The sequence below is a fragment of the Hoyosella subflava DQS3-9A1 genome (assembly GCF_000214175.1).
Lineage (GTDB): Bacteria > Actinomycetota > Actinomycetes > Mycobacteriales > Mycobacteriaceae > Hoyosella > Hoyosella subflava.
Genome location: NC_015564.1, coordinates 1,335,180 through 1,357,834 on the forward strand (window position 1 = coordinate 1,335,180; position 22,655 = coordinate 1,357,834).

Consider the following 22,655-nt stretch of genomic DNA (forward strand, 5'->3'; position numbering starts at 1 on the left):
GATGTGCTGATCAAACCGAGTCTTCGCCGGGGGTGTCCCGATGTAACTGCTCCCGCGGCCTGGCTGAGCCTGCAGACACGCCCGAATGGTGGGCTTGGGTGCGGTGTCCCCTGAACGAAGGACCCTGAGCTGCACTTTTGTAGTCGTACCGCGACGGTGAGTCCGTTACGTTAGCAGCGTGTGACTTCTACCACAAGGATCGCCCAATAGACGAGGGCATGGACTGATCCGATCCTGTTTCGTAATCTTTTCGAGACCTTGCGGAGTCCTGCCGACCCGACCGGGATGGCGCCGAAGGTCAGCCGCCTAATCAGTGCCCGCACGAAGCGAGCACTGAACCGGGGAACCACGTTTCCACTGGGGTGAATCCCGCGCCGGACTTGACACCGGATGTGGGTAGGGCCGTCTTCCAGGCCCGAACCCGTCAGCTAACTCGGTCGGCGGTCGATGGAAGAAACAGGAGACTTACTCAATATGGCCACGAAGTCGCTTAAGCGGACTGTTCGCACTGCCGTCGCTGCTGGGATTGCGGCCGCTGCGATCGCTATCCCGGCTGCACCCGCAATGGCAGCTCCGGTGACCATTCCGGGAATCGGCACGTTCGACGTTCCTGACAACCTTGCGATTCCGACCACTTTTGACGTGCCACAGATGCCGCAGGTTCCAGGGGTCCAGATTCCTGAGCTGAACACTGGCAGCATTGGTGACGTTGCCGCACCTTTCTCCAACGGTGACCGGGTTGCCGACGGCGCGCTGACCAAGGTGGGTTCGCCTTACGTCTGGGGTGCAGCAGGACCTAACGCTTTCGATTGCTCCGGCCTCGTGTACTGGGCGCACCAGCAGGCTGGCCTGAACGTGCCACGTACGAGCCAGGCACAAGCCGGTGGCGGCATCCCTGTGGGATACAACGACCTGCGCCGCGGTGACGTCGTTCTCTTCTACGGCGGCGCTTCACACGCCGGCATTTACATCGGCAACGGCCAGATCGTCCACGCGCTGAACTCATCACAGCCGGTCAAGGTCGACGCGCTTGGATCGCTTCCGTTCCACAGCGCACGCCGCTATGCATGACAGCTAGCGACTAGTTGCAGCGACCATTAGGCGCTGCACAGTGATGTGGGGCGGAACCATGCGAATGGTCCCGCCCCACATCGTGTTTTACGGCGTGTTAGCGGAAAACGGTCTCAAGTGGACAGTTGGTTGCTAGTTCCGTAATCTGATCGAGATCTTTGGCCTGACTCTCCGGTAACCTCCGGTCTGATGGGCGGTGCTGTCAGTACGGTGCGCCATCCGCCACCCAGGGTCAGCAAGATTCCGATGGGTGAAGAGTTGAGGTGAGTGTGGCGGCTTATGAGGGCCGAGCAGCGACCCGTGTCTGGCTCGCGATGGTGGCGACCCTGCTGATCGTTGCCGTAAGTCTTGTACATGCGCCGCGCCTTTCCGCGGATCCCGTGATCACGGATGCGACAGAAGCGCTAGAGCGCTTGTCCTCGCTCAGTCGCGAGGCAACACGCGCCAACGACGAGGTTCTGACTGCGCAGATCCGGTTGGAGGACCTGCAGGGGCAGTTAGCGGATGCGGAGGGGCGCCAGCAGGACAGTGCCCGGCTGATGGACGACGCCCGTCAGCAGATCGATGCGCTCCAGGAGATCGTGGACAAATTCGCGTTCGCGAATTACCAAGGTATCCGGTTCGACTCGCTGTTCGCCTTGCTCACCAGTGACTCGCCGCAGGACCTGATCACACAGATGTCGGCGTTCGAGATCATCTCGCGCGACACCCTCGAACGAATTAAAGACTTCGAATCAGCCCGGGCCACATATGAGGGTGCCGAGCAGGATGCACGCGAAGCCGCTGCCCAGTTCCGCGCACTCACTGGGGACGCACGGGTCCAGCACGAACTGCTTGCCAGTCGGCAGTCCGCCCTGCAAGCGCAGATCGAGCAGATCAAGGAACTCTACGAAACGCTGAGCGCGGAGGAGCGCCAGCAGTGGGCCGGCGTGACCGTACCTCCTGGGTTCGACCCAGGTTCGCTCCGCGGTTCGGGCACTGGAGTTGATATCGCACGTGCCGCTCTGACTCGGCTCGGCGCACCGTACGTGTGGGGGGCGACGGGACCCGACCAATTCGACTGTTCAGGGCTCGTGATGTGGGCTCACAATCAATCGGGCCGTTCAATTCCGCGAACCAGCCAGATGCAAGCACAGGGTGGGATGCCTGTGTCGCCGCGCGATATTCAGCCGGGTGATGTTGTCATCTACTACCGCGATGCTTCCCACGTGGGCCTCTATATCGGTAACGGACAGATCGTCCACGCATCGACATTCGGTGTTCCTGTCAAAGTCGACGCGGTCAATTCAGCACCAGTGCACTCGATCCGGCGCTACTAGCCTGTCCATATGTGGTTCACGCGCTGGCGCTGCGCCGCGACTGCCGTGGCCATCACGGTGACCCTGCCGCTCGTTTCGTGTGGGACGATCGGTCCTGAGGACAGCACATCAGCGCCGCCGGAGTCGACAGCGCCCCCGGCAGCAACTCCGGGTAACAGCTACGAGGCCATCCGGACCGAAGGTCTCAATGCACTGCTGGCAGAGTGGGCTGATGCTCAGCGCACCGGTGACCCGGAGGCCCTGACCCGTCTGTTCCATCCGGACGCAGACCCGGATTTTGTGGAATCGGAGCGGCGAAAGGCTGTGCATCTTGACGACGTCCCGCTACGTGAGTGGCGTTACGAACTAACCTCCGCACCGGAGATCTTTGTTCCCGCGGAGATCGCGGACCGCATCGACGCAAGAGACGTGTGGGCGCCGTCTCTGCAGCTTGTCTATCAGCTGACGGCTGATCACGCTGCAACGAGTCTGCCCGTGGGCCTCATCGTCGCTCGTGTGGGTGATGAGTGGCTGCTGGTAAGCGACAGCGACGTCACAACCGACGCGCGAACTTGGCGGGGCCCGTGGGACTTCGGCCCGGTGATAACTGAGACTGTGACGTGGCAGGGTGCTGAGTCACTGGTGCTGGGCCATCCAGGTGACCAAGATGTCGTATCTGACACGGTCGCGGAACTCGAAGAGGCTCTTGAGGACGTGGACCGCTTCTGGCGATCGGAGTGGGAGGGGCGAGTAGTCGTTTTCGTCAGCCAAACCGAAGAAGAGTTCTCCGCGCTGACAGGGGGCGCTCATGACAATGCCTCAGCGGCGGCAGTTGCCATCGCAGACCCAGAACGCGACAGCAGTGGTGCGGCAACGGGTCAGCGGATCGTACTCTCCGCCCCCGTCATGCGGACTCTCCCTGACGAGGCGCGGGCGGTTGTGCTGCGGCATGAGCTATCTCATGTGGTGACGCGCCCGAAAACTGGCCAGTCGAGTCCATTGTGGCTGCTTGAAGGGACAGCTGAGTACGCTGGCCGCGCGACTGCAGGAGTCACCCTTCACGAGGGGGCGTCGATGGTGCGCGCTTTGGTCCGGCAATTTGGCCCACCGGATACGCTGCCGCGTGATGATCACTTCCAGGCAGGCGGGGAAACCTCCGCGCTTGCGTACGAACTTGCGTGGACGTTCTCCGTTTACCTCGCTGAGACATTTGGCGAAGCGGAGTTACCGCGGGTCTATTACGCTCTTGCTGCTCCGGGGGCTGGACCTGCGGTCCTCGAGGACCGCATGCGTGAAACAACTGGCCGTGGTCTCGCCGAAACGGTCCGTGAGTGGGGTGCATGGCTCGAACGTGAATTCGCGTGACAAGCGTAACGATGCCGCGTGTGCCGAGTCGCGTTGCGCGGGGAACCAATACGGTAGAGCTATGCGTCGCACCCTGCTGGTGACCAACGATTTTCCTCCGCGGCCCGGAGGGATCCAGTCCTACGTGCACACCCTCGCCGAAATGCTGCCGCCGGAGCAACTCGTCGTGTATGCCCCGCGCTGGCGGGGTGACAGCCATACGCGGTTCGATGCGCAACAATCATTTGAGGTGGTGCGGCATCCCACTACGCTCATGCTGCCAACTCCGAATGTCGTGCAGCGCGCTAAAGAGATCATGAGGCATCATGCGTGCTCTGGTATCTGGTTCGGTGCAGCCGCACCGCTCGCTCTGATGGGGCCGTTGCTGCGTTCGGCGGGTGCGGAGACAATCATTGCTAGCACCCACGGACACGAGGTTGGGTGGTCCATGATTCCCGCCGCTCGACAAGCCCTTCGCGTGATCGGGGAGCAGACCGATGTCGTCACGTATGTCAGCAAATACACCCGCGGAAGGTTTGGGGCGGCGTTCGGGCCCAACTCGGCGTTAGAGCACGTGCCCCCGGGTGTCGATACTGAGAAGTTCAAGCCCGACAGCGGTGCACGCAGTGAACTGCGCGCACGCTACCGATTGGGCAACCGCCCGGTGGTGGTATGCCTCTCGCGCCTGGTACCGCGAAAGGGCCAGGACATGCTCATACGGGCATTGCCAGGGATTCGCAGTCGCGTGGATGGCGCCGCTCTGGTCATCGTTGGCGGCGGACCCTACGCCGAAAATTTGAGGACGCTAGCGCGCGAATGCGGTGTCGAGGATGACGTTGTGTTTACCGGGTCTGTCCCCTCGAGTGAACTTGCCGCGCACCATACGATCGCCGATGTTTTCGCGATGCCGTGTCGTACCCGTGGAGCCGGACTCGATGTCGAAGGGCTGGGAATCGTCTTTCTCGAGGCCTCAGCCACCGGAGTGCCGGTCATCGCAGGGCAATCAGGTGGGGCTCCCGAGACTGTGCGAGAAGGCGAGACCGGCTACGTCGTGGATGGCCGGTCAGTCCCGGACATCATCGATAGGATTGCGGATCTGCTCAGCGACCTCGATAACTCGACCGCCATGGGCGCACAAGGCCGGAAGTGGGTCACCGAAAACTGGCAGTGGGCCACGATGGCCAGCCGGTTGCGCACCTTCCTCACTCAATAGAAAAGGCCGACGGACGAGTGTCGCTCGTGCCCGTCGGCCTTATCTTGAGGTTACTTCTTGTAGAGCGCTTCGATCTCGTCCGCGAACTTCTGTGCGACGACGTTGCGCTTCAGCTTCATGGACGGGGTGAGTTCCCCGGTAGCTTCGGTGAAGTCGATCGAGAGGATGCGGTACTTCTTGATGGCCTCGGCAGCCGAAACGGTCTTGTTGGCCTGTACAACCAGTTCGTCAATTTCGGCGATAAGGTCGGGATCGTTCTTGAGATCGTCGACCGTCGCGTCTGCGGGCTTGTCGTTGCGCTCTTTCCAGCCGGGGAGAGCTTCAGGATCGAGGGTGAGGAGAGCGCCGATGAATGGCTTCTGATCTCCGACGACCATCGCCTGGCTCACGATCGCGCTTGAGCGGAGCACATCTTCGAGACCGGACGGCGAGACGTTTTTACCGCCCGCGGTCACGATGATTTCCTTCTTGCGACCGGTGATGGAGAGGTAGCCATCATCGTCGAGTGATCCGAGGTCGCCCGTGTTGAACCAGCCATCGATGATCGAGTCCTGCGTCGCTTGCTCGTTGCGCCAGTAGCCGCCAAAGACAACAGGGCCCGAGAGCAACACTTCGCCGTCCTCGGCGATTCGCGCCTTGTTTCCGGGCAACGGACGGCCCACACTACCGATGCGGTGGTGGTCGGGGGTGTTGACGGTGATAGCTGCGCTGGTTTCTGTCAGACCGTAGCCCTCGTACACCTTCAGCCCCGCTCCGCGGAAGAAGTGGCCGAGGCGAGCACCGAGCGGGGCGCCTCCGGACACAGCGGCAACACACTCACCGCCGAGCGCGGCGAGAAGCTTTGAGTAGACGAGTTTGCTGAACAGTGCGTGCTTCACCTTGAGGCCAAGGCCAGCACCGCCGGTGTCCAGCGACTTGCTCCACTCGATAGCCACATCCGAGGCCTTGTCGAAGATTTTACCCTTGCCGGCTGCGTGTGCTTTGAGGCGTGCGCCGTTGAAGACCTTCTCGAAGATACGCGGTACGGCGAGGATAACGGTGGGCTTGAAGACACCGAGATGCTCAACGATATTGGGGATGTCCGACGTGTGACCGACGGTCATCCGAGTTTCAACACAGGCCACGCTGATGGCACGCGCGAATACGTGAGCAAGGGGGAGGAAGAGGAGCGTGCGGCTGTTGGTATTCAGGTACTCGGACAAGCTAGACGCCAGGATGCTCTTCACCTCGGCAAGGAGGTTGTAGTGCGTCAGCTGGACGCCCTTCGGGCGGCCGGTGGTGCCAGATGTGTAGATCAAGGTGGCTGGATCGGACGACTTGAGCGCCTTCACGCGGTTCGTGACCTCATCGTCAGCGACGTCAGCTCCGGACGCTACGAGTTCATCGATCGCACCTTCATCGAGGACGAGGACCTTCTTCAGGTTCTCCGCCGCGTCGGTGACCTCTTTATGGGTCGCCGCGTTCGCTGGGGTCTCGACGACAATGCCCACCGCGTCGGAATCCTCAAGGATCCAGGCCACCTGGTCAGCGGATGAGGTCGCGTAGATCGGCACGGTCACGCCGCCAGCGGTCCAGATTGCGTAGTCCATGAGGACCCACTCGTAGCGGGTGTCCGAGAGCAGCGCGACTCGGTCGCCCTGATTGACACCGAGGGCGATCAGCCCTTTCGCGACCTTGGCTACCTGGTCTGCGAACTCCTTCGCCGTCACATCGGTCCAGCTGCCGCCCACGAGACGGCGAAACAGGGGGTATGCCGGGTCTTCCGCAGCGTTCCGCGCGACGGCATCGGCGCAGGACGCGTCCTCGGGGACTGTATAGGTTGCTGGGACGCTGAACTCGCGCACTGGTACCTCCATCAGGGGATTCCTCTAGCTTTGCGACTCACACTCTAACGTCAATCGATCCCAAATGGGACACTGCACGGTTCTGCGTCGGAGTGTTACCAATGAGGAGGCTGGGGGTTGTCCTGTGCAGACTTCCGGCCAGGGTGTGTGGCCGCGCCCTGGAGGTATGTGTGATGCTCTCTAGCGTGAGCAGTATTCATGTCGCGGACGACACGTTCGTTGCGGCGAGCCCAGACCTCGTTGCACGGCAATTTCAGGACCGTGCCGACTGGTCGCGCTGGTGGCCCGACCTTTCGGTTACGGTGCAGGAGAACCGTGGCGACAAAGGGGTTCGCTGGCGAGTGGGAGACTCGCTGGACGGCACGATGGAGGTATGGCTCGAGCCCGTGCTGGACGGCACGATGATCCACTACTTTCTGCACGCAGAGCCGGCTCGGCAGACTCCATTGACCTTCCCCGAACTTGCACAGGCGAATCGCGCCTGGCGGGTCACGGGCCGTGCGATGGCGTTCGAGGTCAAGTTCAGGGCCGAGCAGGGACGGCGACCGGGCGAGCCGGCGGTATCGTCCGCGACATCAGGGTAGCGTTTGCGTCATGGCTGAGAGGACCACGCAGTCGATCGTGATCGACGCCCCCGCGGAGAGCGTCATGGCCGTGATCGCTGATTTCCCCGAATATCCCTCGTGGGTTTCTGCGGCGAAGCAGGTCGACGTGCTTGAAACGTACCCGGATGGCAGAGCGTCCCGCGTTCGCTTCGTCCTTGATGCTGGTGTCATTAAGGACACCTACGAGCTCTCGTACACGTGGTCACGCGATGGGCTGCGTGTCAGCTGGGAGCTTGTGTCTGGAGGTATTCAGAAAGCTCAGAGCGGTTCATATGTGCTCGAGCCTCAGCGTGGCGGCCAGTCAGCGAAAGTCACTTATGAGCTCATGGTCGACTTGGCAATTCCAGTCATTGGGCTGCTGAAGCGTCGTGCGGAAAAGGTCATCACGGATACGGCGCTCAAAGAGCTGAAGAAGCGGGTTGAACGCTGAACGTAGATGGAAGCGCGCCTGATGCTCGCTTGATGCTCTTCGTGGGCAAAGGCGGCGTGGGGAAGACGACGCTTGCTGCGGCGACGGCTGTCGCGCTCTCGGAGCAGGGCAAGCGGGTCCTCATTGTGTCGACGGATCAAGCCCATTCGCTCGCGGATGCGTTTGGTTCTGCAGGAGATACAGGTAACGGTGAGATCTGGACTGTGACCCCAGGGCTTGATGCGCTGCACATCAACGCTCTTGATCTTGTTGAGCGGAAATGGCGCGACATCATCACCTCTGTCGCGGGGCTCGGGTCGGAGCACCGCCATGGCGTCGAATGGTTTGGTTTAGAACCAGAGGAACTCACTGGCGTACCGGGGGTTGAGGAACTTCTTGCCTTGGGTGAGGTGGCCCGCTATGCCGAAGGGGAAGACTGGGATGTGGTCGTCGTTGACTGCGCGCCCACCGCTGAAACGCTGCGGCTCGTGGCCCTGCCGGAGTCCGTGATGGCGTACGTCGACCGGGTATGGCCGCAGAATCGCAGGCTGCAGGCGATGTCTGAAGATTCGCTCGCAGGGATAGCAGCCGGGATCCTGGACCAGCTGACTCAGCACACGCGGCAACTCCGTGACTTGCTGACTGGAGACAGCACCCTGGTGCGACTCGTGGTCACGCCGGAACGGATTGTCTTCGAAGAGACCCGGAGAACGGTGACCGCGATGTCGTTGCTGGGCATGATTCTGGACCGGGTCATCGCCAATCGGGTCCTTGTTGCCTATGATCGATCCGGGAATGTGACCGCGCCGACATCCCGGAACGACGATCCGATCCATCGCTGGTATCGAGACCGGGTATCCGAGCAGGTCGCGGTGATCGATGAGCTCACGAGTGCGCTGGGGGACATACCGTTGCTGACAGTTGGCTACGCCGCGACAGAGCCGGTGGGTGTCGCGGCGCTCGGCGATTTGGCACGTAACGTTGAGAACCTGGGGCTCGTCCGTACCCCGCTGGCATCTGGTTCACCCGACGATGCCCGGCGTCGGCGTGCGGCGGATTGCCAGGTCGAACATGAGTCAGGAACGGGGCTTAATTCTGTTTATCTGATGCGGTTGACGCTCCCGCTGGTCGATCCCCGGAGCATACGGCTGGGCCGCATCGATGATGATCTGGTTGTGGGCGCAGCGGGGATAAAACGGCGCGTGCCTCTCGCGCCGGTCCTACGGCGGTGCGTTGTCGCAGGCGCGGAGATCACCGGGAGCGAATTGCGTGTCAGGTTCCAGCCGAACCCGGAAGTGTGGCCGCAATGGTGATGGTCGACGAGGGCGCGTGCAGCAACGGAGAGCGGCATGACCTCGGTGACGGCGATAGCGTCCGGCAGGCAGCACGCGAGCTAAAGCTGTTGGCCCGGTCAGTTGTCGACCGTCTCGAGCCGATGGTCGCGCAGGTCGCGCAGACGCAGCAGGCTGGGCCCTATCTGCGTTCGGGGTGTGCGTGGTGCCCAGTGTGTGCGCTAATGGCGCTCTCGCGCGGTGAGAATCACGAACTGCTTGGTTACGTGGCTAGCCACGGTGCGAGTCTGCTGAGCTTCGTCCGGGCGCTGCTAGACAGCGCGGATGAGGACGAGTCTGGGGATCTCCTCATGACTACCTTCGCGGAAATGGCCGAGTATGCGCGTGGGTTCGCGAGCAGTATGCCGGAACCGGATTCCGCCAACGTATCCGATCGTGCACGCCACAAGGGTTCGTGCCCGGATAATGGCGAAACAGATGAGGGCCGGAAGCGATCTACCGGACACAGATCGGGGTCACCGCGTCCACCGCGACGGGGCAGGTTCGAACACATACCCGTCCTGATCGGATCGTGACCAAGCCAACGGACGGTTACCTGCGGCGGTACGACAGTGAGGGGCTGGGCATGTCCGACCTCGAGCAGCGCACACATGCGATCGGTGTCGACATCGGTGGAACGAATATTCGCGCGGGCGTGGTCAGTTGGGACGGAGAAATCCTCGACACGGTGCATGCGCCGACGCCGCGTTCCGCTGCTTCGCTCGAGCGCGCTTTGGAAGGCACGATCCGCGAACTGATGCAGCGCCACGAAATAAGCGCTGTCGGCTTAGCGATCGCTGGCTTCCTGACTCGCGACCGCACCACCGTCCGGTTCGCGCCTCATTTGCCATGGCGGCAGGCCGCGGTCGGCAGCGACCTGACCAGGCGGCTCGGTGTCCCCGTTGTGCTCGAACACGATGCGAACTCCGCAGCGTGGGCGGAGTACCGCTTCGGAGCAGCGAAGGGCAGTGAAAATGTTGTCATCATTGCGATCGGCACCGGTATTGGTGCCGCTCTGCTGATAGACGGCGAGATCTTTCGGGGAAGCTACGGCATCGCCCCTGAATTGGGTCACATACAGGTTGTGCCGGATGGGCGGACATGTCCGTGTGGGAAGCGCGGGTGCTGGGAGCGGTACTGCAGTGGCACCAGTCTGATCGATACCGCGATCGAGTTGCTCGCGTCGCAACCGTCGATGTCGACCCCGCTCGCGCGTGAGGTACGAATGGATCCAGGGTCGATCTCGGGGCGCCGCATCACCGCTGCGGCGCAGGATGGCGACCCGCTCGGGGAAGCGACTGTTGCGGAGTTTGCGCGCTGGCTTGGTGTGGGGCTGGCGATGGTCAGCGACATTTACGATCCGGATCTGATCGTGATCGGCGGTGGCGTGGGCAGTTCCGCGCCGATGTATCTCGACGAGGCACGCGAGCATTATGCGGCGATGGTCACTGGAGCAGGTCATAGACCGCTCGCAAGAATCAGACGGGCTCAGATGGGAGAGGAAGCGGCCATGATTGGTGCCGCAGACGTGGCACGCGCCGCGCGCAGCGAAAGCACGTCTGGGTAGAGTTCAAGGCAGTCGCCCGGCGATGTGGGGGCCGGCGCACGAGGAGGGCCGATGTGGTACTGGTTATTCAAATACATCCTTATCGGGCCGCTGCTTTACCTAATAGGGCGGCCAACGATCGAGGGTGCGGAGCATATTCCAGCTAAGGGCGGAGCGATCCTGGCCAGCAATCACCTCGCGGTTGCTGATTCGCTGTACCTACCCCTGATGGTGCGCCGTCGCATCACGTTCCTTGCTAAGAGTGAGTACTTCACCACGCCGGGGATCAAGGGCAAACTCCTGAAGTTCTTCTATGCGGGTTCAGGTCAGGTCCCGATCGATCGAGCGAGTGGTGCTGCTGCCGAGGCGGCACTGCACACTGGCAGACGCATTCTCTCTGAAGGAAAACTGCTCGGACTCTATCCGGAAGGCACACGGTCCCCAGACGGCCGCCTGTTCAAGGGGAAAACCGGTATTGCTCGTCTCGCCCTCGAGACAGGTACTCCGATCATTCCTGTCGCCATGATCGGGACCGAGAAGGTGAACCCCCCGGGTTCCAAAATGTGGAAGCCAGCAAAAGTGCGGATCCGCATCGGCAAACCGCTGGACTTCTCCCGGTTTGACGGCATGCGCGGGACCCGGTTCGTTGAGCGCGCCATCACCGATGAGGTGCTCTACGAACTGATGAATTTGTCTGGACAGGAATACGTCGATATTTACGCTGCGACCTACAAGGCAGACAAAGCAGCGAACAAAACAAAGCCAGGGGAGGTGTCGCCTGTCTCGCCTCCAGAGCCGAAGGCCGATACACAGCCCGGTGCGTCAGCTGCGGCAAGCTAGGCGAGCTCGTTAATTTCCCTCAGACACTAGACAGGCAGGCACGCAGACACCGTGCGGTACTTCTACGACTGTGAGTTCATCGAGGATGGACGCACGATCGACTTGATCTCCATTGCTTTTGTCAGTGAGACGGGACGGGAGTTCTATGCCGTTTCGACGGAGTTTGACCCCAGCCGTGCGGGGAAGTGGGTGCGGGCCAACGTGCTTCCGAAGCTGCCGTCGCCTGCGTCAAAAGTGTGGCGCAGCCGCAGTGCTATCCGTGACGGGCTAACCGAGTACTTCGAACAGGACGGCCGAGACATTGAGTTGTGGGCGTGGGTGGGCGCCTACGACCATGTAGCTCTGTGCCAACTTTGGGGGCCGATGACGGCGCTGCCGACTGGGATGCCAAGGTTTACCCGGGAGATCAAGCAGCACTGGGAATCCAGTGGACGGCCCGCGCTGCCGCAAGCGCCCGACGATGCCCACGATGCGCTTGCCGATGCGAGGCACAACCGGGCGCGTTTCCTCGCCATCGAACGAAATCGGCAGCGGTCATGACCGCGGTGATCGGCTCGCGCGGATCGAACCCCACCCAACGAGCGCAACCTTGTGGCGACGTCTTACGCTAGAGGGGTGAACTGGACCGTCGATGTTCCGATCGATAGCTTGCCAGAGCTTCCGCCGCTGCCGCAGGATCTGCGCACGAGGCTGGACGATGCTCTAGCGAGACCTGCCATGCAACAGCCTTCCTGGCCGGAAGGTCAGGCGGCGATGATGCGGACGGTACTCGAGTCCGTACCGCCGATCACCGTCGCTCCTGAGGTTGATATCCTCCAGGAGAAACTCGCCGCTGTCGCGCGTGGAGAAGCGTTCTTGCTCCAGGGCGGAGACTGCGCTGAGACGTTTGCTGACAACACTGAGCCGCACATCAAAGCCAACATCCGGACGCTGCTCCAAATGGCAGTTGTGCTCACCTACGGTGCGAGCATGCCGGTAGTCAAGGTCGCACGAATCGCGGGTCAGTACGCGAAGCCGCGGTCGTCGGATGTCGACGCGCTGGGGCTGCCCTCGTACCGCGGTGACATGGTGAACTCGCTGGCGCCGGATCCGGCCACGCGAGTTCATGATCCGTCCCGCCTGGTTCGTGCATACGCGAACGCAAGCGCGGCGATGAACCTCGTTCGAGCCCTCACCGGCGCAGGTATGGCGGATCTTCGCAAGGTACATGAGTGGAATCGCGAATTCGTGCGCACATCGCCCGCTGGTGCTCGATACGAAGCGCTCGCTGGGGAGATCGATCGCGGGCTCCGCTTTATGGAGGCCTGCGGCGTCAACGATCCAGCCTTGCACACGGTCGAGATCTATGCGAGCCATGAAGCACTCGTGCTCGACTACGAGCGTGCGATGCTTCGGCTCGACACGCGCCGAGAAGAGCCGCGTCTCTATGACCTGTCGGCGCACTTCCTCTGGATCGGGGACCGCACTCGTCAGCTCGATGGAGCGCACGTCGCTTTCGCTGAGCTCGTTGCCAACCCGATCGGATTGAAGATCGGTCCGTCGACGACACCCGAGATGGCTGTCGAGTACGTAGAGCGGCTCGACCCGCACAACAAACCAGGACGGCTGACCCTCGTATCCCGGATGGGGAATGGGAAGGTGCGTGAGCTCCTACCGCCCATCGTGGAGAAGGTGCAGGCAACCGGGCACCAAGTCATCTGGCAATGCGACCCGATGCATGGAAACACGCATGAGGCGACGACAGGATACAAAACTAGGCATTTCGACCGCATCGTCGACGAAGTACAAGGCTTCTTTGAGGTGCATCATTCATTGGGAACGCACCCCGGTGGAATTCACATTGAGCTTGTTGGCGAGAACGTCACAGAGTGCCTAGGCGGCGCTCAGGACATCTCGGATCTCGACCTCGCAGGGCGCTACGAAACGGCATGCGACCCACGTCTGAATACGCAGCAGTCCCTGGAACTAGCGTTCCTCGTCGCGGAAATGCTCAGGGGCTGACAGTCAGGGCAGCGCAGTGACAGTGATCGCTCCGCCCGGGCTTTGCCTCGATCCGGCACTGGGGCTTTGGCCCACGACGATCGAGGAGCCGGAGTTGACGAGTTGCCGCACCTCGACAGCGAAACCAAGCTGCGAAAGCTCGTCTCGGGCGGCGTTGACACTGCGACCGAGGACTGAGGGAACCCGGACGGCGTTCGACACCACGAGGGTGACGGAACCATTGGACGCCACCTCAGATCCGATGGATGGTTCAGTGTCTGCGACACGGCCAGCGTCGATCCCGCCATCGAAGTCCTCACGAACACCACTGATAGTCAAACCTGCATCGGTGAGAATGTCGCGGGCCTCAGAGGCGCTGAGGCCGCGGACATCGGGGACGATCACTGGTTCGCCCAGGCTGGGGGTGACAGTGACGGTTGATCCCACTGCAAGAACGGTTCCCGAACTCGGCGAGAGTGACACAACTGTTCCTTCGGGGCGCACCCGATCGAAAACACCATCGTCGACGACAATGTTGAACGTTCGGTCGTCGAGAATATCGGCCATCTCGTCGATGGTGACGTCGCCATCGATCTCAGGAACGGCAGGCTGTCCGAGGGAGACGTCCAGAGTGACTTCGCTGCCGCGAGGGATCCGGCTGCCAGGAGCCGGATCCATGCCGAGAATCGTGTCGACTGGCTCGGCGTCCCGGTAGATGCCGTTTCGCGCTGGCGTCAGCCCAGCAGCTGCGATCGCGGACTCAGCGGCCACCAGGTCGAGCCCCGCGACGGAGGGCACATCGACGTAGCGACCTGAACCCAGCCACCACGCCGCGACGCCGACGAGCGCTGCAATGAGCAGAACGACCAGAAGGACCACGATGGGGGATCTGCGTCCTCGAGCGGAATCGAGCGGTGGCCCTTCCTGAGTCGGCGGTAGTTCGGCGGGCGGATATTGGTGAGTGAGCGCCTGGGTGGCGTTCGCAGGCGGCGATGACGAAGCTGGCACGGCTGGAGGTGCCGGGGCGTGGGGCGGGAGCACAGCGGTGTGAGACTTGTCGGCATTGGGCTCACTTAGTGGCGGGGCCGTCGTCATCTGCCTGGTTGAGTCCGGCTCCGGGGCAGGAGGGCCTGATTCCGGAGGTACAGCGCCGTGCAGGTTTTCCCGGGTGCGGTGCTGTGCTGAGCGTTGCGGTGCGGGCACCCGATATGCGGGCAGCGCCAGCTCTTCGCACACTGCCATCAGCGCGCTGGCCATTGCACCTGCGTCGGAGAACCGCTCGTCGGGGTTGCGCGCTGTTGCTTTCTTCACGAGCTCGTCGAATTCTCGCGGCACCCCTGCGATCACGGAGCTTGGAGGCGGGACGTCGGCGCTGGTGCGCTGGTACGCGATCGTGATGGAGTTGTCACCAGTAAACGGCGTCTTGCCTGTCAGCATCTCGTACAGCAAGATTCCCATGCTGTAGACGTCGCTCCGCGCATCGGCGCTGCCAACGCTCACCTGTTCTGGCGAGAGGTAAGCGGCTGTGCCGAGGATCATGCTGCCCGAAGTGGTCCCAGATGCAGCTATGGCGCGAACCAGGCCGAAGTCAGCGATCTTGACAGCGCCCGAGTCGGATATCAGGACGTTCTCAGGCTTGATGTCGCGGTGGACAAGTCCGGCACGATGCGCGACAGACAGTGCTCGCAGTACGGGGCGGGCGACCGCAGCGGCTGCGTAAGGAGGCATTGGGCCTCGCTCACGCAGGAGTTCCCGGAGCGTACCCCCCTGGACAAGCTCCATCACGAGGAACACGTGGTGCTGATCTGTTCCCTGGTCGAACACCGAGACGAGAGACGGATGTGTGAGCTTGGCGATCGAGCGTGCTTCGAGCTCGAAACGATCGAGGAACTGGGGATCGTCAGAGAAGCGCGGATCCATCACCTTGATTGCGACAGGGCGATCAAGGCGCAGGTCCATGCCCTGGTACACCATGGACATGCCGCCACGGGCAATCGGCGCGTCGATACTGTAGCGCCCGTCTAAAAGTGAACCGACGAGCTTCAGCGAATCACTGCTCAGTGGTCCACCTCCAGCGGATTCAGATACATCGTCGTTTGAGCGCCCTGCTCAGCGGCTTCGGCGCCTCACCGATGGTAGCCGGACGGCGCTTGGAGTGCCGCATTCGTGAAGAGGCGCGCCGACCCGGACGGTGGTAGCGGGGCAGGACCGGCTGCGGAGGGACGATACTGTAGGCGTGTGAGTACGTTTCCGGTCTGCGACGATGTCCTGTCAGAGTCTGACGAAGTTCTGCCGCTCCCAGATGTCGCAGAGAGTCTGCATGTCCCAGTTACCCGAGTGCATCAGATGTTGCGCGATCGCCAGCTCCTCGCCGTCAGGAGAGAAGGCGTGATCGGTATACCTCGCCTCTTCCTCGCTGAGGATGCCCACCACAGGGGCGAACTCCGAGTCCTCAAACAGTTGCCCGGGCTCATAGCGGTGCTGCGCGACGGCGGCTTCACTGATGACGAGTCGTTGCGCTGGATGTATCAGGAGGACCCGACCCTGCCGGGTCGTCCAGTGGATGCGCTCCACGGGCATCTCGCGAGGGAAGTGCTGCGGCGGGCGCAGGCGCTTGGCTTCTGACGGATCCCGCGGTCAGGATCGACGCATCCGCAACGCCAGTGCGCCGGCGATGCGCGGTGCAGCAACGCGAATTCGGCGCCGGTTCGGGACCACGATCCGCTGTGAGAAGACCTGGTAGTTAGAGCGTTCGATCTCGGTGAGGATGCCGCCGTAGAGTTGGAGTGCGGTTTCGACACAGAGCCGCGCCGGGGGGTGCAGAGACGGTAAGGACGCTTCAGCGGCGCGGTAGTAGCTGCGAGTCACCGCAATGAGGTGTGCGAGCGCAGCGCGCATCCGTGGGTCTGTCCTGCCGCTCTGCACGCACGTTGCGATGACGTCTTCTGTCGCACCGAACGGGATGGTCTCATCGAAAGGGAGGTAGATCCGGCCTCGCCGGTAGTCATCCGCCACATCGCGCAGGAAATTGGTCAGCTGGAAGGCATTTCCGAGTGCGGCGGCGCCCACCTGAGCATCCTCGCTGCGTGAGCCGAACACCGGCAGCAATTCGAGGCCGATCACTGCTGCCGACCCGTACATGTAGTCATGCAGTTCATCCATCGTTCGGTACCGCGCTCGGTACACACTAGTACCAGGGATGTCCATCCGCATTGACTTAAGGAACGCCCAGAAGTAGTCGTGTGATATCGCGTACCGGTCGACGGTGTCGCATAACGCCGCTAGCACGGGCTCGGCGAGGGGCATGCTCGCAAAGCCAGCCCTAATCGTCGACTCGACCTCATCAAGATACGCGGCTTGTTGGGCCGGAGTGTGCTCGCCTTCGTCGACCACGTCGTCAACAACCCGGGCGAAGGCATATAGCGCATAGATTGCACTCTGGCTCCGTGAATCAAGCGCTTTCGTTGCTAGGTAGTAGCTTCGCCCATGGGCACGAGTAATGTCTCGGCAGTGCTGGTAGGCCAGTGCGAGATGCTGAGATGACGTGCTGCTCACGCTGCCTGGTCGGCTTCCTGCTTGGGCTTCTCCCGTAGCCAATCGCGCACACGAAGAGGGTCTTCCTGGCGCAGTGACAATGCCGCCACGATCGCTACCGCAAACGTCAGGAGTACGTGCACCCATGAGTACATTCCGTGCGAGCCATCCGGTCTAAAGATGACCATGAGCCACACTGAAAGTGCCACGAGCACCACCAGTGTGCGCTGGCTGAGCGCGAAACCTGCGGCAATCGCCAGTGGCCACGAGTAGTACCAGGGCAACGCCGCGGGCGAGAGTGCGACGATCGCGAGCAGTGCGAAGAGGATCCCGATCAACGCATCTCGCTGCGAATGCCGGTAACGCCACCAGACGTAGACGAGGATGATGAGCATCGCTGCGCCGCACAGCATCCGAGTGATGTCGAGCACTGGGCTGAGGGAGAAATTGGTGACCCATGTCACGACGTGAGCGAGAATCGTGGGCAAGGACAGCCAGTTGACTATTCGGGCTGAGCCTTGCAGCGCTGACAGCCAGCCCATGCCCAGTCCAGCAATTGCTGACAGCGCACCGAGGACTACCGCGAATACGCCGAAGCCGATACCTGCGGCCCGCGCGAACAAAATGAAGGAATGTGCTGGCGGTACCCCGCGCTGCCGGGCATTCTCACGTAAGTGAACCATCCAAATCCACACGACGAAAGGGAGTGCGACCCCAGCAGTGGCTTTGACCGCGACGCCGACAGTAATGACGGCTATACCCGCGACATGGTGACGCTGCAGAGCGAGGACAACACCTGCGGCCATGAGCCCGACCATCAGGACTTCGTTGTGGACGCCTCCAATGAGGTGAATGAGCACCAGAGGGTTGAGAACTGCCAGCCAGATCGCGATTGCTGGATTTCCGCCAAGATAGCGTGCGAGTCGGGGCACCGCCCAGAGCGTGAGAATCAAGCCGGGGAGCATCGCGAGACGCATGAGCATCGTGCCGATCACGACACTGTCACCCGAGATCTTTGTCACCGTCTCCGCAATGAGCATGAAGCCGGGACCGTAAGGCGCGGGTGTGGTTGTCCAGACGATACTCACGTTGTCGAGCAAGGTCCCTGGATTCACGACAGGACCAACAACGTAAGGATCGAAACCGTCGCGCAGCAGCGCACCCTGGGCGAGGTACGAATACGCATCACGACTGAACAGCGGTACAGACAGCAACATTGGGACGGTCCACAGCAAGACCGTGAATCGAAGTTCCGCTAGCGACACGTTTCCGCGCAATGTGGCGCGTCCGAGTCGCACCCATGCCCAGATCATGAGGAGGACACCGACCCATACGAAGATGCTCGCGAGAACGAGTCCGTGGCCGTACCGAAGCCACGACAAGTTGGCTGTTTCGAGGAGCGGGTCATGGCGTCGAGTACTTCCCGCGCCCAGTCCGCCAGCAACAAGAATCAGCGCACCGATTACGCCGAGCAGCGCCGCCCTGCCTTGCGGACGCCCGAAGAACACGCGGAGGCTGCCGAGGCGCCGCTCTTCAGCGGTAGTGCGCAGCGACACCCGTGGCGTGGCGTTCATCGGCGCCGATTCACCCCCTTGAGTCCTGGGATGCTGCATCTTCTGAAGAGCGGTCCCCACAAGACGCAGCTAAAGACGGCTTATTGTATCGGCCAGCTCCGTGTCCGACTTGAGCGGCATGAGCAATACGTGTCACCCGGTGATGCGTGAGGCGGCGAGCTTCCCCGAAATGAGGCAGGTGGGAACACCGACGCCGGGCGTCGTGCCGCAGCCTGCTAGTACTGCGTTCTCCACGCCCTTGACGAGGTTACGTCGACGGAAGGGGCCGGTCTGCGGGAAGTTGTGGGCTGCAGAGAACGGCGTGCCGGCTGCCATTCCCTGGGCCTGCCACGTCGCCGGCGAATCGACATGGCTGATCGTGAAGCCGCTGCCGTCTGAACCGGAGATACCCTTGTACCCACGCTCCTCCAGTGCCATCAGCAGTTCTTCCTGGTACGCCGGCGTCACGCGCTCCCAGTCCAGCGGAGCCGAGTCGAGGTTGGGGCAGGGAGCGAGAACGGAAAGCAATTCGCTCGGCTCATCTGGATCCCCGAGAAGCATGCCGGCATCAGTGAGGGACGGTCGAGTGATCAGGAGCGAAGGGTCAGTCATGAGCTGGCCGCGGCCGCTGCGCCCGGTCAACTCCCGGAATGTGCGATCCCACGCGCCGCCGAAGTCGATGATGTGGTGCCCTTGCGCCGGCCACAGTGAGGCAGTGGATTTCGGAACGGTTCCATGCATGATGAATGCAGACGGTGACCATCGCGTGCTCCGCCGTGCCGGGCGGGCTGGTGTTGAACGGAGGAGACCGTCAACGATCGGCAAGTCAGCAGTAAGAACGAATGCGTCTGCAGTGAAGCGTTGTCCATCGGCGCAGCGCGCGGCGGTGATGCGGGGACCGCTGGATTCTAGCGATGTGACGTCAGCGTCGTAGTGGATCGTGCCGCCAGCGTGGACTAACGCGTCCGCCATTGCGGCGGTGATTGAGTGCATTCCGCCTTCAGGGAAGTACACGCCGAGTGACGTGTCCATATGAGCAATGGCGCCGTAGACGCCAAGCGCTTTGGCTGGGGGCATCCCCGCGTAGAGCGCCTGGAAGGTGAAAATTCGCTGTAGCCGGGAATCTTTCAGTCGCTTCGATACCTGGCGCCCGAGGCGCCCGAAACCGCCAATCGCGACGAGTTGGCTGATTTCGCGCAAAGCTGCCGGGCTATTGACGAGGTCAAGTGGCGAATCAAAGTTCGAGGCGATGAAGCGGTCGAACTCAGTTTCAAAGACCGATTGCAGCCACGCGCGGAGATCCCGGTACCTGCTGGCCTCATCTGCACCACACGTGCGCCGGACTTCCTCTTCCATCTGCTCGGGATCACTGTGGACATTGATCTCTGTGCCATCAGCGAACCGTGCGTGATAGGCGGGGTCAAGCCGACGGATGTGCAGTTGCGGTGTGGTCGATCGCCGTGTGGCCCCTACTGCCGCGAGTGCCTCGTCGATCAGGTCGGGCATTGTAAGAACAGTCGCACCCGAGTCGATCCGGAACCCGTCCCCGTCGTGGGAGCCAGCGTAGAAACCTACTCGTCCACCTGGGTGGCTCGATCTTTCAAGCAGGGTTACCTCGCGTCCTGAACCACGCAAGTGGAGAGCGGCCGCAAGCCCGGACAGGCCCGCCCCGACGACGACAACGTGGTCGGACCGGCCCGACACGGTAGCGCGGCTGTTTCCAGGCTTGCTCGCAGCGGCTCCCGCCGCCGGCGAATAGGCAGACATTATCTTCCTCCAGTAGATTCACGCGGCGATCCGGCCCGCTATGGGACCGCAAATCAAGTCGATCAGTAGGTGCGGCGCGTCACCGCCAGAGCCATCGCGTGGAGCGCATCCTTTGTACCCGAGGACGCGGAACTCGCGTGGAGCGCCGTCAGGGCTCGATCAGTGAGGTCCGCTATCTGCTTCTCGACGCGCGCCACTGCTCCGAGACTGATTATCAATGAACGAAGTGAGTCGACGTCCGCTTCGCTGAGGTCAGTTCCCACGGCGCTGCGTAGCGTAGCGGCAGCGCCAGGCCGGCTAGCGTCAGCAGACTCGAGAGCATATGCGAGCAGAGCGGTGCGCTTTCCCGCGCGCAAATCGTCTCCAGAGGGTTTACCCGTAGTAGCGGGATCCCCAAAGACGCCGAGTAAATCGTCGCGAAGCTGAAATGCAATCCCGATATCTGCACCGAAGGTCCGGAATGCAGAAATCAGTGCATCGTCTGCACCAGCGATCGCCGCTCCGAGATGCAATGGACGCTCGACGGTGTATGCCGCCGTCTTGAAACGGTTGATCTTCAGCGCGGAACCGTGGCTGCCATCCCCCGAAGCCTCAACAACGATATCGAGGAGCTGGCCGCCGAGGACCTCTGTCCTCATCGCGGCCCAGACGGGCAGCGCGCGCTGACGAGCATCGGTTCCGATCTCCGAGCCATGGAACATGTCATCAGCCCACGCGAGCGCGAGGTCGCCAATGAGAATTCCGGCAGCCTCCCCGAACGCTTCTGGGTCTCCGCCCCATCCTTTGTCCCGATGCTGCCGGGCGAACTCCACATGGAGGGTGGGAAAGCCGCGCCGGGTGCGGGAGTTGTCGATGATGTCGTCGTGAATCAATGCGCACGCCTGAATCAGCTCCAAGGACGCGCAGGCGGCAAGCACGTTGTGCGTACCTGGGGCATCGACGTGGCCGCCCGCGCCCAGCCACCCCGCCCAGGCGAATGTTGGCCGGACGCGCTTACCCCCGCGGAGCACGAAGTCTTCAAGGTGGTTGACGGCGCTACGAAACTCGGTGCCGACGGGTTCGACCAGGCTTCTCCGCTTGCGGAAGAAGTCCCGCAGCGCACCTGCCACATCTTCCCGAATATCGTAAGGAGCTTGCGGGAGCCCAGAAGGCAGGTGGGGGGGCATCATTGGCGCGCTCAGCGCTCGCTCCTGTCGTCGACGCGTAACCTACGGGCACGCCTTACTTGTGCTGGAGTCCGTCTGCCGGAAGCCGCGCGACCAAGGTATCGGTCGGCGACAATGGCCGTTGCTCGCAGCATACCGGTCGATCGAAGGGCGATCATTTGCACCGAATCCGTATGCTTGCTTAGGTGACGAGTCAGGTGAGGCAGACAGGTGTGCGTGGAATGAGACCGGGCCGGACCCCGTCGATCGTGGAGCGGATTACCTCCGACCCGCGCTCGACCCCGTTTTCTGTTGAGTTCTACCCACCGCGCAATGAAAAGGAAGAGCAGCGGCTCTGGCGTGCGGTTCGGACGTTCGAACAACTGCATCCAGCGTTCGTCTCCCTGACCTACGGCGCCGGTGGCTCGACACGCGACCGCACCGTTCGAATCGCGGGTCAGATCGCCACCGAGACCACGTTGCTCCCGGTGGCACACCTCACGGCGGTAGACCACAGCATCAGCGAACTCCGTGGCCTGGTGGGATCTTACGCAGACCGGGGAATTGTGAATCTCCTCGCACTTCGCGGTGATCCGCCGGGCGACCCCCTCGGAGACTGGGTCATGCATCCCGAAGGTGTCGAATACGCGGAAGAGCTCGTCCGCCTCATCAGGGAACTTGGCGACTTCCATGTGGGCGTTGCGTCGTTCCCGGAGGGGCACTATCGAGCGAAGGACCTCGATCACGATACCTACTACCTGCTCAACAAGCTGCGTGCAGGCGCTGATTACTCGATAACCCAGATGTTTTTCGAGGTGGAGGACTATTTACGGCTCCGAGACCGGGTCGTGGCCGCTGACCCTGTCCAGGGTGAAAAACCCATCATTCCGGGCCTGCTCCCCATCACATCATTGAAGCAGGTCCGCAAGATCGTTGAGCTGTCCGGCTCCCAGATCCCGCCGTACCTGGAAGAGAGGCTGGCACGAGCTGCCGGCTCCGGGCCGGAGGAAGATCGCGCGGAGGTACGGAAAGTAGGAATCGAGCTGGCAACCAAGATGAGTGAGCGGCTGATTGCTGAAGGCGCGCCGTGCCTGCATTTCTGCACGCTGAACTTCTCGCGGGCCACCCAAGAAGTCCTCACAAATCTGGGGCTGGCACCAGTACCCGCATAGTCG

General features: G+C 62.1%; 20 protein-coding genes and 1 riboswitch. Of the genes, 14 read left to right on the plus strand and 6 right to left on the minus strand.

Features of this window, described 5'->3' with window-relative positions; translation table 11 throughout:
* Positions 1 to 293: 293 nt before the first annotated feature.
* Positions 294 to 458: riboswitch (cyclic di-AMP (ydaO/yuaA leader) on the plus strand.
* A 16-nt stretch (positions 459 to 474) separates the two neighbouring features.
* From AS9A_RS06245 to AS9A_RS06260, 4 genes are all read left to right on the plus strand, one after another.
* Positions 475 to 1,071: a C40 family peptidase gene (locus AS9A_RS06245; RefSeq protein WP_013806089.1), complete on the plus strand. Its 597-nt coding sequence runs from the start codon at positions 475 to 477 to the stop codon at positions 1,069 to 1,071.
* 263 nt (positions 1,072 to 1,334) lie between these two features.
* A complete protein-coding gene (locus AS9A_RS06250) occupies positions 1,335 to 2,390 on the plus strand; it encodes an NlpC/P60 family protein (protein ID WP_013806090.1) in 1,056 nt (351 codons plus the stop codon).
* Positions 2,391 to 2,399: 9 nt separating this feature from the next.
* A complete protein-coding gene (locus AS9A_RS06255; protein ID WP_013806091.1) occupies positions 2,400 to 3,734 on the plus strand; it encodes a hypothetical protein in 1,335 nt (444 codons plus the stop codon).
* A gap of 61 nt (positions 3,735 to 3,795) precedes the next feature.
* Positions 3,796 to 4,926 (plus strand): glycosyltransferase family 4 protein, encoded by a 1,131-nt coding sequence (locus AS9A_RS06260; RefSeq protein ID WP_013806092.1) that lies wholly within the window; start codon positions 3,796 to 3,798, stop codon positions 4,924 to 4,926.
* Positions 4,927 to 4,976: 50 nt separating this feature from the next.
* Here AS9A_RS06260 and AS9A_RS06265 read toward each other — a convergent pair whose 3' ends face one another.
* The gene (locus tag AS9A_RS06265) at positions 4,977 to 6,782 is read right to left on the minus strand and encodes an AMP-dependent synthetase/ligase (RefSeq protein WP_013806093.1); all 1,806 of its coding nucleotides are present in this window, start codon (positions 6,780 to 6,782) and stop codon (positions 4,977 to 4,979) included.
* A gap of 158 nt (positions 6,783 to 6,940) precedes the next feature.
* Between AS9A_RS06265 and AS9A_RS06270 the strand changes: the two genes are divergently transcribed.
* From AS9A_RS06270 to AS9A_RS06305, 8 genes are all read left to right on the plus strand, one after another.
* Positions 6,941 to 7,354, plus strand: a complete 414-nt coding sequence (locus AS9A_RS06270) for a hypothetical protein (protein ID WP_013806094.1) — start codon at positions 6,941 to 6,943, stop codon at positions 7,352 to 7,354.
* A 10-nt stretch (positions 7,355 to 7,364) separates the two neighbouring features.
* Positions 7,365 to 7,805 (plus strand): SRPBCC family protein, encoded by a 441-nt coding sequence (locus AS9A_RS06275; RefSeq protein WP_041450911.1) that lies wholly within the window; start codon positions 7,365 to 7,367, stop codon positions 7,803 to 7,805.
* Positions 7,806 to 7,837: 32 nt separating this feature from the next.
* Entirely contained in the window at positions 7,838 to 9,097 is a 1,260-nt protein-coding gene (locus AS9A_RS06280) for an ArsA family ATPase (RefSeq protein WP_013806096.1), read from the plus strand.
* Positions 9,091 to 9,651 carry a hypothetical protein gene (locus AS9A_RS22605; RefSeq protein WP_013806097.1) on the plus strand — a complete coding sequence of 187 codons (561 nt, stop codon included), beginning with the start codon at positions 9,091 to 9,093 and terminating at the stop codon, positions 9,649 to 9,651. Before AS9A_RS06280 ends, AS9A_RS22605 begins: the two co-directional genes overlap by 7 nt.
* Before the next feature lie 50 nt (positions 9,652 to 9,701).
* Positions 9,702 to 10,682, plus strand: a complete 981-nt coding sequence (locus AS9A_RS06290) for an ROK family protein (protein ID WP_041451600.1) — start codon at positions 9,702 to 9,704, stop codon at positions 10,680 to 10,682.
* A gap of 51 nt (positions 10,683 to 10,733) precedes the next feature.
* On the plus strand, positions 10,734 to 11,501 hold the full coding sequence (locus AS9A_RS06295; RefSeq protein WP_013806099.1) for a lysophospholipid acyltransferase family protein: 768 nt from the start codon (positions 10,734 to 10,736) through the stop codon (positions 11,499 to 11,501).
* Between the two features lie 51 nt (positions 11,502 to 11,552).
* The gene (locus tag AS9A_RS06300) at positions 11,553 to 12,041 is read left to right on the plus strand and encodes a polyadenylate-specific 3'-exoribonuclease AS (RefSeq protein WP_013806100.1); all 489 of its coding nucleotides are present in this window, start codon (positions 11,553 to 11,555) and stop codon (positions 12,039 to 12,041) included.
* 75 nt (positions 12,042 to 12,116) lie between these two features.
* Complete coding sequence (locus tag AS9A_RS06305; protein ID WP_013806101.1) at positions 12,117 to 13,502, plus strand: class II 3-deoxy-7-phosphoheptulonate synthase; 1,386 nt, start codon at positions 12,117 to 12,119, stop codon at positions 13,500 to 13,502.
* 3 nt (positions 13,503 to 13,505) lie between these two features.
* Here the strand turns inward: AS9A_RS06305 and pknB are convergent, their stop codons facing one another.
* Positions 13,506 to 15,542, minus strand: coding sequence for a Stk1 family PASTA domain-containing Ser/Thr kinase (pknB, locus tag AS9A_RS06310; RefSeq protein WP_041450912.1), 2,037 nt, complete (start codon positions 15,540 to 15,542; stop codon positions 13,506 to 13,508).
* 177 nt (positions 15,543 to 15,719) lie between these two features.
* Between pknB and AS9A_RS23155 the strand changes: the two genes are divergently transcribed.
* Positions 15,720 to 16,106: an Rv2175c family DNA-binding protein gene (locus AS9A_RS23155; RefSeq protein ID WP_083826471.1), complete on the plus strand. Its 387-nt coding sequence runs from the start codon at positions 15,720 to 15,722 to the stop codon at positions 16,104 to 16,106.
* Between the two features lie 12 nt (positions 16,107 to 16,118).
* On the opposite strand, the gene AS9A_RS06320 is transcribed toward AS9A_RS23155, so the two are convergent.
* From AS9A_RS06320 to AS9A_RS06335, 4 genes are all read right to left on the minus strand, one after another.
* Positions 16,119 to 17,036, minus strand: coding sequence for a phytoene/squalene synthase family protein (locus AS9A_RS06320; RefSeq protein WP_013806105.1), 918 nt, complete (start codon positions 17,034 to 17,036; stop codon positions 16,119 to 16,121).
* A complete protein-coding gene (locus AS9A_RS06325; RefSeq protein WP_013806106.1) occupies positions 17,033 to 18,589 on the minus strand; it encodes an alpha-(1->6)-mannopyranosyltransferase A in 1,557 nt (518 codons plus the stop codon). The genes AS9A_RS06320 and AS9A_RS06325 overlap by 4 nt, the downstream gene beginning before the upstream one ends.
* 132 nt (positions 18,590 to 18,721) lie before the next feature.
* Positions 18,722 to 20,335: a phytoene desaturase family protein gene (gene crtI / locus AS9A_RS06330; RefSeq protein ID WP_049793672.1), complete on the minus strand. Its 1,614-nt coding sequence runs from the start codon at positions 20,333 to 20,335 to the stop codon at positions 18,722 to 18,724.
* A 62-nt stretch (positions 20,336 to 20,397) separates the two neighbouring features.
* Complete coding sequence (locus tag AS9A_RS06335) at positions 20,398 to 21,504, minus strand: polyprenyl synthetase family protein (RefSeq protein WP_192808167.1); 1,107 nt, start codon at positions 21,502 to 21,504, stop codon at positions 20,398 to 20,400.
* A gap of 218 nt (positions 21,505 to 21,722) precedes the next feature.
* Between AS9A_RS06335 and metF the strand changes: the two genes are divergently transcribed.
* A complete protein-coding gene (gene metF, locus AS9A_RS06340; protein ID WP_049793673.1) occupies positions 21,723 to 22,652 on the plus strand; it encodes a methylenetetrahydrofolate reductase [NAD(P)H] in 930 nt (309 codons plus the stop codon).
* Positions 22,653 to 22,655 lie beyond the last annotated feature (3 nt).